Source organism: Paenibacillus sp. sg306046, from assembly GCF_059821225.1.
Window position 1 is genome coordinate 20,750 of sequence record NZ_JCAMRT010000011.1, and the last position, 13,747, is coordinate 34,496.

Sequence of the window (13,747 nt, forward strand, 5' to 3'; positions counted from 1 at the left end):
ACTGTTTTCGCCGAAAAAACGGCGAGGAAGTTCGTTCATTAACGAGTTAAACTGGTTGAATGAAGAAAAAAACCCGGAACTGGACACGAAAAATCTCAGCGAAATTTCTGATTCCGATATCATGAACGACGAATTAGCTTATGAAGCAGCTGATCCAGAGACGCTTTCTCCAGCCCCTGCCCCTGCTTTGCAGGATGCAGCGCCTGCTCCGGCCGCTTCGTCTCACCGTTCCGGGCAGCTGAAAACGCCGAAAACGGCGGGAGTCAAGGCGGTCGCTATTCCGCGTACGACCATGTATACGGATGACTTGGCCGATGAGTCGGTCACAGGCGAGAAAATCGCCCGTTATGCCATCGACCGTACGAAAATCAAACGCGGCGCCGTCGGAAGAGAAAGCATCGCCGATTACGCCGTAGACGGCTCGAAGCTGGCCGACCGCAGCGTAAATCAGCAGAAGCTGGTTCCGGGCGCTGTGACGGATACCCACCTCGCGCATGGCGCGGTGACGACAGACAAAATTCAGGACCGCGCCATTAGCGGCGCCAAGCTTCAAAACAACAGCATTACGTCCGATAAGCTGGCCGACAAGACGATTGATTCGATTAAAATCGCCGAAAGATCCATTCAATCGAAGCACTTGGCGGAGGAAGCGATAACCGGCGAGCAAATCCAGAATCAGTCCATTACATCGGATAAAATCAAAAGCGGCGCGGTGCACACGGTCAACCTGGCGAACAGCTCGGTCAATACGGCTAAGCTGGCTGACGGATCCGTGACGGCGGAAAAGCTGAGCGACTTATCCGTAACGGCCGCGAAGCTGGTCAACGGCGAGATCGGAGCCGATAAGCTGGCGACCGGGTCGGTTACCGAAGACAAGATGGCTCCATGGAGCGTTTCTGCGGAGCATTTGAAGCCTAAGTCGATCGTTCCCGAGCATCTGACGCCAGGTCTGATCCGCGGCATCCATATTTCCCCGAAGCAGATCGAGGCCGGTCACTTGACGGAAGAGATGGTGCAAACCGCACATCTGAGGGACGGCGTCGTTACGGGCTCGAAGCTGGCTAAAGGTACGGTGCAAGGGAAGCATTTACAGGATGCGTTGATTGAGAGCAAGCACGTTCAGGCCGGCGCGATCGAGACGCACCATTTGGCGGCGCGCAGCGTCACGGGGGAAAAGCTGGCGGCGATCAGCATCGGGACTCCCCAGCTTATCGACGGGGCTGTGACGGCGGAGAAGCTTGCCGAGCAATCGGTCAATTCGCGCAAGCTGGGGAAAGGCGCGGTGAAAAGCGAGCATCTGTCCGCAGGGGTCGTAGGTACGACGAATTTGGCCGATCAATCGGTGCAAGCTGGCAAGCTGGCGCCGAAGTCTATCGGCGTGGATCATCTCCAATCGCGCGCCGTTGCGACCGAGAAGCTGGCTGATCGCGCCGTGACAAGCGAGAAGCTGGCCCCCGGCTCCGTGCATGCGCAGCATCTGCATGAAGGCTCGGTCTTGACGGGACATCTGGGCAATCACAGTGTAACGACCTCCAAAATTTCAAGCGAATCCATCTCGACGGATAAGCTGACGAATTTGGCGGTTACGACGGAGAAAATCGGCAATGCGAGCATCACGTCGGAGAAGCTGGCCAGGGAGGCTGTTCAATCCGAGCATCTGGGACTTGGCGTCATTCAGCACATTCACCTGGGCAAGGAGAGCGTGAAGACGACGCAGCTGGAAGCCGGGGCCGTTACGCGGGAAAAGGTTCAAGACGGCGCGATTTCGACGGAAAAGCTGGCTGAAGGCTCCGTCATGTCCGGCCAGCTGGCCGAAGGCGCCGTTCAAAACCTGCATCTGGCTCCGGGCTCGGTCGATAGCAGACGGATCGCTTCTTTTGCCGTAGGTACCGGGCATCTCATGGAGAACGCTGTGACGACGGAAACGCTGGCGCCCGAATCCGTAACCGGGGATAAGCTGGCTGCCGAAACAGTGACCGGCGAGAAGCTGGCTCCATCCGCTGTGACAACAGGGAAGCTGGACGACGAGGCGGTCACGGGCGAGAAGCTGGCTGCGGAATCGGTGACGAGGGAGAAGCTCGCGCCGGAGTCGGTCACAAGTGAGAAGCTCGCTACGGATTCCGTGACGAGCGACAAGCTGGGCATCGGTGTCGTGACGAGTGATAAGCTGGCCGTCGAAGCGGTGACCAGTGAGAAGATTGCCGAGTGTGCGATTCGTACGACTCATCTGGCGACAGGTTCTATAGACAGCAGCAGGCTGGCTGTGGCGGCTGTTGGTACGGAACAGCTTGCGGAGGGCAGCGTGACGGTTGAGAAGCTGGCATCGGAAGCGGTCACGGGCGAGAAGCTGGCCGCTGAAACGGTGACAAGCGAAAAGCTGGCTTTCCATGCGGTGACGACTGATAAGCTGGGAGCCGGAGCGGTGACAGCGGAGAAGCTGGCTGCCGAGTCGGTCACGCAGGAGAAGCTTGGAGCCGAATCTGTCACCGTGGAGAAGCTTGCGGCGGAATCGGTGACGAGCGCGAAGCTGGGAGCGGAGTCTGTGGTCAGCGAGAAGCTGGGAGCGGAGTCGGTGACGACGGAGAAGCTTGCGGCGGAGTCGGTGACGAGTGAGAAGCTGGGAGCGGAGTCGGTGATCAGCGAGAAGCTGGGAGCGGAGTCGGTGACGACGGAGAAGCTTGCGGCGGAGTCGGTGACAGCGGAGAAGCTGGGAGCGGAGTCGGTGACAGCGGAGAAGCTTGGAGCGGGGTCGGTGACGAGCGAGAAGCTGGGAGCGGAGTCGGTGATCAGCGAGAAGCTGGGGGCCGAGTCGGTGACAAGTGAGAAGCTTGCGGCCGAGTCGGTGACAGCGGAGAAGCTGGGAGCGGGGGCGGTGACGAGCGAGAAGCTCGCGGGAGAATCGGTGACGAGCGGCAAGCTGGGCGAAGAGTCGGTAACGACCGATAAGCTGGCTGCCGAGTCCGTGACGAATGAGAAGCTGGGAGCGGAGTCGGTGACGACGGAGAAGCTTGCGGCGGAGTCGGTGACGAGTGAAAAGCTGATGCCCGAGTCGGTGACGAACGATAAGCTTGCGGCGGAGTCGGTGACCAATGAGAAGCTGTCGTCGGGAGCTGTCACGACGGAGAAGCTTGCGGCGGAGTCGGTGACGACGGAGAAGCTTGCGGCGGAGTCGGTAACGAGTGAGAAGCTTGCGGCGGAGTCGGTGACGAGTGAGAAGCTTGCGGCGGAGTCGGTGACGAGCGAGAAGCTTGCGGCGGAGTCGGTGACGAGCGAGAAGCTTGCGGCGGAGTCGGTGACGAGCGAGAAGCTCGCGGCGGGGTCGGTGACGAGCGAGAAGCTGGGAGCGGAGTCGGTGACGAGCGAGAAGCTGGGAGCCGGGTCGGTGACGAGCGAGAAGCTTGCGGCGGAGTCGGTGACGAGCGAGAAGCTTGCGGCGGAGTCGGTGACGACGGAGCAGCTCGCAGCGGAGTCAGTGACGACGGAGAAGCTTGCGGCGGAATCGGTGACGAGCGAGCAGTTGGCGGCGGAGTCGGTGACGAGCGAGCAGCTGGCATCCGAGTCAGTGACCAGCGAGAAGCTGGGAACGGAGTCGGTGACGACGGAGAAGCTGGCGATGGAGTCGGTGACGAGCGAGAAGCTGGGCACGGAGTCGGTGACGAGCGGCAAGCTTGGCGCTCAGTCGGTGACGAACGAGAAGCTGGGCAATCAGTCGGTGACGACGGAGAAGCTCGCTATAGGCTCAGTGACGAGCGAGAAGCTGGCGACGGAATCGGTGACGAACGCCAAGCTGGGAGCAGAGTCCGTAACATCGGGTAAGCTCGGTGCGGAGTCGGTGACCAGCGATAAGCTGGCAGCGGAATCGGTCACGGTGGAGAAGCTGTCGTCAGGAGCTGTCACGACGGAGAAGCTTGCGGCGGAATCGGTGACGACGGAGAAGCTGAGCGCGAAGTCGGTGACGAGCGAGAAGCTGGGCGCGAAAGCGGTGACGAGCGAGAAGCTGGGCGCGAAGTCGGTGACGAGCGAGAAGCTGGCGACGGAGTCGGTAACGAGCGAAAAGCTGGGCGCGAAAGCGGTGACGGGCGAGAAGCTTGCGGTGGAATCGGTGACGAGCGAGAAGCTGTCGTCGGAGTCAGTGACGAGCGAGAAGCTTGCAGCGCAGTCGGTGACGAGCGAGAAGCTGGGCGCGAGGTCGGTGACGAGCGAGAAGCTTGCGGTGGAGTCGGTGACGAGCGAGAAGCTTGCGGTGGAGTCGGTGACGAACGAGAAGCTTGCTGCGGAGTCGGTGACGAGCGAGAAGCTTGCGGTGGAGTCAGTGACGGTCGAGAAGCTGGGCGCGAAGTCTGTGACGAGCGAGAAGCTCGCCGACGAGTCGGTGACGACGGAGAAGCTGTCGTCGGAGTCGGTGACCAGCGAGAAGCTGGCGATGGAGTCGGTGACAAGCGAGAAGCTGGCACTGGAATCGGTAACGAGCGAGAAGCTGGCGATGGAATCCGTGACGGCTGAGAAGCTGGGAGCGGAGTCTGTGACGAGCGAGAAGCTGGGCGAGAAGTCGGTGACCAGCGAGAAGCTGGCGATGGAATCGGTGACGAGCTCGAAGCTGGCCGCAGGGGTGGTGACGAAGGAAAAGCTGGGCACGAAGTCGGTCACGACGGAAAAGCTGGCGCCGCAGGCGGTGACGACGGAGAAGCTGGCAATGGAATCCGTGACAGCTGAGAAGCTGGGAGCGGAGTCGGTGACGAGCGAGAAGCTGGGGGCGGAGTCGGTAGCGACGGAGAAGCTGGCGGATGGCTCCGTCACGGCGGAGAAGCTGGCGAAGCGCTCCATCCTCTCGGCCCATATTTGCGACGAGTCGATCGACGGTCTTCACATTAAGCAGGAGACGGTCTCCGGCTATCACCTGCTGCCGGGCACGATTTCCATGCTTCATCTGGAGCCAACGCTGCAAGTTCTGCTCAGCGGAGTGTCCGCAAGAAAAACGACGGCTTTCAAGGCCGCGGATTCAAGCGGTAAAGCCGCCAGAGCTTCGACTCAACTGGAGGAAACGGTCGAAGATCTTGATAAACTGGGCGTCACCTTGCATGCTTATTCGTCCGATGCCGCCGCCGATGCGAAGGAACCGGTCCACGAGGCAGGGCGGGTGTCCGCAGTTCCGGCTAAAGGAGCCATTGTGCAGCAGTTCGGGCTCGGCGCGTTTGTTCTCCTTCCGAAGGAAAAAACAGTTGAGGTCATCGTAACTTTCGATTCTGCGTTCGCCGACGATCAGTACGCGCTGGTAGCAACGTCCTCCCATACAGACAGCTATGCCGTTATCAAGCAGAAGGAGCCAGGGAGTGCAATCATTGAAATGGTGCGTGCGAAATCCGCGACGACAGCCCAGCTTGAAGGGTTCGTCAACTGGATCGCCATGGGGAATGCAGGCGAATAAGACCTCTGACCTGGCACAGGGTAAGCCTGATAGGTTCATCGTAAGCGTCAAATCAGCCTCTTTATCCGCAGCGCCTTCTTACAGGCAATGGCGGTGAAGAGGCTTTTTTCTGGCAGGCGAAGCGAACCATTTTCCACCTTCCTCACGGGTTAATCCCCCATTAATCGTACAAGTATTGTGCATATCCTAACTATAGGAAGTAAAAGAGACACGAGGATGAGGGACAACCGGGGAAGGACGGACAGAACGCTTATGAGAATTGTAGTCATTGACGGTCATTCTCTGGCCGGTCGGATGATCTTGCCGTACTTGAAGGAGCAAACGGCTTATGAGGTTTTTTATACCAGTCATGTGAAGGCACACAGGCCCTCCGGCTTTTATTTGGATGCCTGCGATGCCGTTATGGTTGAAAAGCTGCTGCGTGCGGTTCGTCCTGATGTCGTGATCAACACCTTGAGCATCAGGAACGAGCAGGCCCGGCAGCAAGAGGTAAAGGCTTACCGGCTTAACGGACTGTTTCCCCAGCAGCTGGCCGATTTGGCGGATGAATCCGGCGCGCAGCTTATTCACATCAGTACGGACAGCGTTTATTCAGGAGACCGGGGTTCGTATCCGGAGCGGCATCTTCCAGACGGCAACACGGCGTACGCCCGGACGATGGCCTTGGGCGAGGTGATGAGGCTTCCTCATCTTACGGTGCGGACCTCGCTGCTGGGACCCGAGGAAGGACAGGCGGATTTCGGACTGCTCGGCTGGTTTTTGCAGCAAAAGGGCGCGGTCAAGGGGTTTGCCAACGTTTCCTGGAACGGGATTACTACCTTGGAGCTGGCCAAGTTTGTCCATCACGCAATCCGGCAGCCGGCGCCGGTGAGCGGCGTCGTACATTTGGCGGCCCCGGTCACCATCAGCAAATACGAGCTGCTTGAGCTGCTCAAGCAGGTGTTCGGGAAAAGCGAGGTTATCGTTCGCAAGGACGATTCGATTACGCTGGACCGGACACTGCGGTCAACGCGCAGGGACCTTGGCTATTCGCCTCCGGGTCATGAAGCGATGCTCGGAGAGCTGCGCGACTGGATGATGGGGCATGAGGACTTGGCGGCACGTTAAAAAGGAGGGGGGAACCCCTCCTTTGCGTTTCAATTGCCGAGGCGGAGTGTTAGGTTAGGGCTTTCTCGCCACCTTAGCCTCCTGTGCCCGCTTCTTCACGAGCCTGCCGCGTGCCTCCAGCCGATACAGGGAGAGCAGCCTGGCTGCGGTATGCTTCCAGGTGAAATTTTGATCGACATGAAGCAGGCATTGGTCGCTCATGCTGCGGCGCAGCGAGTCGTCCTGGAGCAAGCAAGCGATGCTCTGAGCCAGCTCCTCGACAACCTGCTGCGGCTCGACCAGGTAGCCGGTCTCCCCATGCTTGACGATTTCCGGAATGCCCCCGGCCCGTGTCGCCACGACGGGCACGCCCATGGCCATCGCTTCCACGTTGACAAGGCCAAACGCTTCTCGGCCGAACGAAGGGACAGCTACGACATCGGCCAAGTTAAACCACCGATCAATTTCATCGTGCGGAACGTAAGGAACGAAGGTAACGTTGGCTTGCGTTTTCTTGACTCTGCGGTGAAGCTGACGTACATACGAAGTAAGGCGGGGCGAGCCGTAGAAGGCTCCGCCGACGACAACGAGCTGCGCTTCGGGCACCTGCTCGGCTACCGCGGGCATCGCCTCGACAAGATGATGCACCCCCTTGATCGGCAGCAGCCGGCCGACATACAGAATGATTTTTTTATCCTCAAGGCCCCAGTGCTTCAGTACCGCCTTGCGGCGCTTCTCGTTGTCCTCCGTCCAGCGCGAGCAAAACTGGCTCGTGTCGACGCCTAAATAGTTCACGACAATTTTAGATTTCGTCCACGGGTAGCGGCGAATGATGTATTGCGACAGAAACCGGCTGTTGACCACTATTTTGTCGGCCAGCCGCAGCGATTGGATTAACTCGGTCCTGGTAATAGATCTGGGAGAGATGAAGGTGGCCGAGTGCAGGGATAAATAAACCGGGCAGCCGGGCTTTCTTTTTTTCAAATAGGTGACGAACTTCGGCCGGTTTTCCACCTGGATGACTGTGGGCCTGGTCCTTAGCAGCTGCTGGCGGACGCCTTCGATATAGCTTTGCGATTTGCTTCTTCGCGGTCTGATGTACGTGATGCCATCCCGCACCTCCCGCGCCGGCAGCCGGGCTGTTTTTCTTCCGAAAATGTACAGCTTTACATCGTCCTTCAGATGCTCCGCTACTTGTTCGATGACGGTCTCGACCGAGCTGCTTTTCGGCGACGGGATGACAAATGAGCCTGGGGACACGATGCAAATTCGCGGCTTTTTCACAAGCACTCCCCTTTCGTTTGGTCTATCTCCGTTTTCTGCGTCTCCGTCTACGCATGACCTTTCCTGTTCCCTTCCCGAAATCAAGCGCGACTTTACCGGTCATTCGGGCAATCCGCGGAGCGAGAACGACAGCGTTCACCCCGCAAGAAATGATTGCGACATCGAACGACTTTCTGCTGGCTTTTACTTTTCTAAGCGTTCGATTGATTTGTTTGTAATGCGAAAAATAAATGGCGCCGGTCACCTTGAGCCGGAACGGCTTCCTGCGAAGCAGCTTCCTTAGCCTGCTCGCATGCCTGGAAATAACGAGCACTCTTCGTTTGCGCAGCGTGTTCCAAAAAACTCTCTTCATCGGCAAGGTTCGGTTGATGGTGGCATTGCAGGTAACCTTCGGTCTCAGTCCGTAAAATCTGAACACTTTGTTCGTAAGCGGCCTCTTCATGCTTTTTGGAGCTTTGATAGTGCGGTCTCTTTTGGCAAGGATGCCGACAACGGTCGCCCGGCGGATGGCATGAACCATCTGGTTGCGCAGCTTCAAGTTCGGGAGCGTAACGCCCTTTTGCCCCCGGTTTGCTCTAATGGCCCACCGCTTGCGAAGCACCTGCCTGACTTTCCACACCGAGTTTTGCGCCATGACCAGATTCTCGCCGTCTCCGATGCGAACCAAGGAGAATGGTTTTTTGGCTTTCAGCGCCCGGTTTATTCTGCGGATGAGCTGCCTCCAATTCAAATGCCTTGCCATGTTCGCTCCCTGCCTTTCTTTCGTCCTTCCCTATGGTATTCGGCTGGGGGCGAATGCTCTTGTGCGGATGTCCATCGTCATAGCGATAGATGCACATATTCAGGCGCGCCTGAGCCATTCGTCTATTCCCTTCGACATGGACGCACATAGAATAAGCTATGACTATGGGAGGTGAACATGAATCCTCATGAATCATTCAAAATTGACAGAAACAGCAAAGGCCGTTGTGGCCGTAGTCGGTTTGGGGTATGTAGGGCTTCCCCTGGCGCTGCTGTTTATGAACAAAGGTTTTTCTGTGATTGGAGTCGATTTGGACCCGCGGAAACTCAATCTTCTGAGACAAGGCAAAAGCTATGTCGAGGATATAACCGACAGCGAAATCAGCTCGGCCCTCTCATCTGGCCGTTTCCGCGCTGAGAGCAGCTATGACGACATAACAAGCGCCGGCTCCGTCATCATCTGTGTGCCGACACCGCTGAATCATTTTCATTCTCCCGATCTCAGCTACTTGATTCAAGCCGCGCGGGAAATCAATTACCGGCTCGTGAAGGGCCAGTTAGTCGTCTTGGAGAGCTCTACTTACCCGGGGACAACGACAGAGGTCGTCAAGCCTATTCTGGAGAAATCCGGATTGAAGGCAGGCGTTGACTTTCACATCGGCTATTCCCCCGAGCGTATTGATCCGGGAAACAAGGCGTTTCCTATAGAAGCGATCCCGAAAGTCATTAGTGGCGTTTCAACGGAATGTCTGCGAAGAATGGATGAATTGTATGGCGCCGTGTTCAAGAAGGTGCATCCCGTTTCATCAACCGATGCCGCCGAGTTTACGAAGCTGCTGGAAAATACGTACCGGCTAATTAACATCTCATTCGTTAATGAGCTTGCGATGGTTTGCGATACGATAGGCATTGATGTATGGGAGGTCATTAACGCAGCGAAAACAAAGCCCTTCGGATTTACCGCGTTTTATCCGGGGCCAGGCATCGGCGGTCACTGCATACCAGTCGACCCCATGTATTTGCAATGGAAAATCAGGCAATACGGGGCCGATTCGACATTTATCCGCACCGCCAACCGAATCAACCTGGATATGCCGAATTATGTGATCCGGCAGCTGCAGACCGTCCTGTCTCCGAAGCCGCTGGAGGATACGAGCATCCTGGTGTATGGCGTTGCTTATAAGCCGGATGTGGCTGATCTGCGCGAATCCCCGTCGATGGACATCTTGAAGCTGCTTGTGGAAGCGGGGGCCAGCGTACAGTACCATGATCCCCACTCGCCGGAGCTGGATTTGCTGGGGGAGAAGAAACGCTCCGCAGCACTAACGGAAGATTTGCTGAAGCAGACGGATTGTGTACTCATTGCGACGAATCACTCCGACATGCCGATAGATTTCATTTTGGAACACGCCCCGCTCGTGTACGACACACGGAATGTGACGAGCGGACGGAGCGGCAAAGCGGTTGTCGTTCGGATGGGCGGAGGAGACATAAGCTAATGCTTGCGGGAGATGACTTCTGATGCTTGTCAGGAGTCATCTTTTTCATGTTCCGATGCGCCTGCCCTGTCCATGAATGGCTTTCGCGCTTTCTCCCGATCGTCTGGCCAAACTTAAAGGACCTGCAAGCCGGCCGCTTTGTTCAAAGCGTCCAGCCTGTAGGTCCTCGTTCAAGGCAGAGCGAAAGGCGGTTCCGGCCGTCAGCGGGTTAGAGGCGAAAATTGCGGAGCGTTTTCTGGACCTTTTTCGGATTTGTTTGAAATGACCGGTTGCGAAGCAGCCGTTGATTTAACCGATTTCGCTTATGAATGACGATCATAAAGTTTTTGTTGCCTTTCCTGGTCAGCACCTTATGCTTTAGCAATTTAATAACGAAGTTATGCCCACGGGTGAGGTTATACTTGCTTCCGTTTAAATAGTTTTCCGTTTTGTAGATTAACGTATAGAAGGGCGGGGATTTGAAGGAGGCGTAGGTGACCCGGTTGCGGACAGCGTCGTAAATGTACCCCCTTTGATTGATCAAGGCTTGGGTGCCGGGCATGAAGCGCCATTGCTTCAGCTGCCTGACCATGGATTTGTGATACATATCGTCACCGTCGAGGCGAGCGAGATACAAGTAGTCGTAGCCTTTGATCAATTTCTTGATCTGGTTGTCGTAGCTGCTTCTGCTGACGAATCGAACGTTGTTCGGAAGCGGTCCGTATTTGGCAAGCTCTCGCTTGATCAGCGGCTCCGAGCTGTCGGCAAATTGAACCAGCGCCACAAAATCCTGCTCGGTTTGCCTCTTTAAGCTTCGCAGCGTGTAGGTCATAAATACCGACATGCGGTAACGGATCCAGCGGGGCGTCAAGCCGATTTTCCATTTTGGCTCCGCGGATGATCTCGAATTGAATTCAATTCCGATGATGATTCTCTTCGTTACCAACACGTATCTCTCCTTTTGCACGGTTATGGCTCAGCCTGATGTTTGCTTCGTGAAGCGATTCCATCGTGCCTGCATCCAGCCACCAGCCGTGCAGAATATCAAACGTAAGCGTCCCGTGAGAGGCGTATACGTTGTTGACATCGGTAATTTCCAGCTCTCCCCGACCGGACGGCTTAATGCGTCTGATCGCTTCAAACACGCCCCCGTCATACATATAAATGCCGGTAACCGAATACGACGATTTTGGATCGGACGGCTTTTCTTCGATGTGGAGGATGTGGTTGCCGTCAAGCACCGGAACCCCGTAGCGGCGGGGATCGTCGACCTGCTTTAACACGACCCTCGCTCCTTGCTCCTGCTTTCCGAAGCTTTCGACCATACGATCGAGCGGCTCCTCGAACAAATTGTCTCCGAGCAGGACAACGAACTTTTCAGTCGGATGTATAAAGCCTTCGGCCGCTGCCAGCGCCTGTGCGATTCCGCCGGCCTCCTCTTGTATTTTGTAGGTGATGCTTACTCCCCACGACTTGCCGCTTCCAAACAACTCGCAAAACAGGCCCGCAGACTGCGTTCCCGTCACGATTAAAATATCCGTGATTCCTGCGCTGCGCATTTTATCGACAGCATAGTAGATCATGGGGTAGTTCCCCACTGGCAGCAAATGCTTATTCATATAACTTGTCAGCGGCCGAAGGCGTGTTCCGGTGCCTCCTGCGAGTACGACACCTTTCAAAGTAAAACCTCCTCATCCTGTACATCTTGTTCATTTGACATCCTAGTATATGTGACCGGTCTGCGTAAGGTATGGACGAATACGACAAGGGGCGATTTTTCGGGCAAGAGACTATGGAGTATGCGCCGTTGCCGATGATGGGCGGGGTCATATACTGAAATGTGCGTTTACGTCAGTTGGCAGGAGCCAGGTCGAAAGGTGGAGGAACGAGTTGGCCGAATTAACTTGGGAGCAAGTACTTGAAAAAATCGAGCATGCGCTTGACGGGCAGCAGCCGCTATCGCTGGTAAGAATAGGCGATGGGGAAAATGTGGTCATGGCGCAACGGACAATATGGAGCCTCAGGAAGGTGCTGAGGACGGCATGGGCGAGACGGGCGAACCATCCGCGCCGCCGGAGGCGTAATGCCCGGATCGAGCATCGGGAGAAAGGGGTGACCCTTCCTAATTTGAGGCTGCGCAATCAGATGGTTCGCGCTATCCGGAGAGCTACGATCGTCGGGATTTTACCGCATAAGGACAACCTGTTTCCCAAAAAAGTAAGACGCGTGCTCACCAATAAAGTATTCCGATACTACAAATTGAAGCCGCGCTACACGTGCAACGCCTTCATAAACTGCACGCTGGCGACTAAACTCGAGTTCTGGGAGGCGCTAAGGAACCGGAGAATACTCCTGATTACTGAGCATGCCAAGAGGCTGGAAAAAGTGCTTCAAAGCGAACCCTACGGGCTTAACATTGCGGATGCGATCAGATTCACCCATTACAGACAGCTCGGCCGCACTTTAAGGCTGGTGAGGGCGAGGAAGAGCCAATTTGACATCGCCCTTCTATCCTGCGGGGTGAACGCCGTCGTGCTTGCGCCGGAAATTGCGAGGTTAACCGGTAAAGTCGCGATTGATTTCGGAAAAGGCACGAAAATCGTATTGGAGCAGAAGGAGCTGCCTTTGGCTGCAAAGGCCAAGGAGACTACTGACCGCGAGGTGGAGCTGCCGCCTGCCGAGCAGATCGCACAGATCGCACAGGCCGTACAGGCCGCACAGAGCGCACAAACCGAGCATATCGAGCAGGCCGAGCGTGGCGGAACGGCTGAGCCATAAAGCGATGTACAGCGCTCAGACCTGGAAAGAAGCGCTGCCGGAGTTTCAAGATGGAGCTGCAAGGCAGCAGGTCATAAGGTGCTTGCAGCGCAGCCAGGGCTATCCTCGGTCGTAGGCACGGCCTCCGGATAGCCCCTTAGATTTACCTTGAATTTGCCGGGCAAAACGGCAACATTCGAGCCTGCCCAACATACTTTGATTACACATAGTTAACGGGAGTTGAGGAAGCGATGGTTCTGCGTGCCAGGAAGCCCAGAAGAAAACAGGAAGGCGTTACGGTCATTACAGCGACGAATCGGCCGGAATTTCGCAATCAGATGCTGGACAATTACAGACGCCAGTCCTTTCCCAAGAAAGAATTGATCATTGTCTTGAATCATGATGCCGTCGATGCCGATACGTTCCTGGATAAAGACAAGCAATCGGGCGATATCCGCGTATACCAGCTTCCCGCCTCGAAGTCGCTTGGAGCTTGCTTGAACTATGCTGCGGCCAGAGCAACATACGATGTGATCGCCAAATTCGACGATGATGACTATTACGCTCCGGGCTACTTGAAGGAGGGGGTCTGGACGCTTCAACGAACTAAAGGGGATGTGACCGGAAAGCATGCCTTTTACATGTATTTGGAAGAGAATAGCGAGCTTTATTTGGCACATATGCCGCACCGCAAACGAGTGGCCGGCGCAACGCTGCTATTTCGTAAAAAAGTTTGGAATCGTGTGAAGTTCATCAACCTGCGATCCGGCACAGACATGAGATTCCTTCGGCATTGTCTGGCGAAAGGGTTCGCCCTTGTTTCCTCGTCTCCGTACAACTTTGCGGCAATCCGCAGAAAAGACCAGAGCTCGCATACGTGGAAGTGGCAGACGAATGCGAGCAAATTAAAGCTGCTCCGGGCCAAGCGGGTAGCATGTACGCAGGATTACCGGCCTATCGTGAACCGGAAGTGAGG

General features: G+C 56.2%; 9 protein-coding genes. 5 read left to right on the forward strand and 4 right to left on the reverse strand.

The window, feature by feature from the left end; all coding sequences use genetic code 11:
- Window positions 1–55: 55 nt before the first annotated feature.
- Together AC6ROY_RS12910 and AC6ROY_RS12915 are read left to right on the forward strand one after the other, a co-directional pair.
- Window positions 56–5,425, forward strand: a complete 5,370-nt coding sequence (locus tag AC6ROY_RS12910) for a WIAG-tail domain (protein ID WP_500100906.1) — start codon at window positions 56–58, stop codon at window positions 5,423–5,425.
- Window positions 5,426–5,677: 252 nt separating this feature from the next.
- Window positions 5,678–6,532, forward strand: coding sequence for a sugar nucleotide-binding protein (locus tag AC6ROY_RS12915; RefSeq protein ID WP_500100907.1), 855 nt, complete (start codon window positions 5,678–5,680; stop codon window positions 6,530–6,532).
- A 54-nt stretch (window positions 6,533–6,586) separates the two neighbouring features.
- Here AC6ROY_RS12915 and AC6ROY_RS12920 read toward each other — a convergent pair whose 3' ends face one another.
- Together AC6ROY_RS12920 and AC6ROY_RS12925 are read right to left on the reverse strand one after the other, a co-directional pair.
- Window positions 6,587–7,795, reverse strand: coding sequence for a glycosyltransferase family 4 protein (locus AC6ROY_RS12920; protein WP_500100908.1), 1,209 nt, complete (start codon window positions 7,793–7,795; stop codon window positions 6,587–6,589).
- Between the two features lie 22 nt (window positions 7,796–7,817).
- Window positions 7,818–8,537: a GT-D fold domain-containing glycosyltransferase gene (locus AC6ROY_RS12925; RefSeq protein ID WP_500100909.1), complete on the reverse strand. Its 720-nt coding sequence runs from the start codon at window positions 8,535–8,537 to the stop codon at window positions 7,818–7,820.
- A 187-nt stretch (window positions 8,538–8,724) separates the two neighbouring features.
- Between AC6ROY_RS12925 and AC6ROY_RS12930 the strand changes: the two genes are divergently transcribed.
- Complete coding sequence (locus AC6ROY_RS12930) at window positions 8,725–10,035, forward strand: nucleotide sugar dehydrogenase (protein WP_500100910.1); 1,311 nt, start codon at window positions 8,725–8,727, stop codon at window positions 10,033–10,035.
- Between the two features lie 208 nt (window positions 10,036–10,243).
- On the opposite strand, the gene AC6ROY_RS12935 is transcribed toward AC6ROY_RS12930, so the two are convergent.
- Window positions 10,244–10,960 (reverse strand): glycosyltransferase, encoded by a 717-nt coding sequence (locus AC6ROY_RS12935; protein ID WP_500100911.1) that lies wholly within the window; start codon window positions 10,958–10,960, stop codon window positions 10,244–10,246.
- The gene (locus tag AC6ROY_RS12940) at window positions 10,929–11,693 is read right to left on the reverse strand and encodes a sugar phosphate nucleotidyltransferase (protein ID WP_500100912.1); all 765 of its coding nucleotides are present in this window, start codon (window positions 11,691–11,693) and stop codon (window positions 10,929–10,931) included. The genes AC6ROY_RS12935 and AC6ROY_RS12940 overlap by 32 nt, the downstream gene beginning before the upstream one ends.
- 211 nt (window positions 11,694–11,904) lie before the next feature.
- Between AC6ROY_RS12940 and AC6ROY_RS12945 the strand changes: the two genes are divergently transcribed.
- Window positions 11,905–12,792, forward strand: coding sequence for a GT-D fold domain-containing glycosyltransferase (locus AC6ROY_RS12945; protein ID WP_500100913.1), 888 nt, complete (start codon window positions 11,905–11,907; stop codon window positions 12,790–12,792).
- A 230-nt stretch (window positions 12,793–13,022) separates the two neighbouring features.
- Window positions 13,023–13,745, forward strand: a complete 723-nt coding sequence (locus AC6ROY_RS12950) for a glycosyltransferase family 2 protein (protein WP_500100914.1) — start codon at window positions 13,023–13,025, stop codon at window positions 13,743–13,745.
- The last annotated feature ends 2 nt before the right edge of the window (window positions 13,746–13,747 follow it).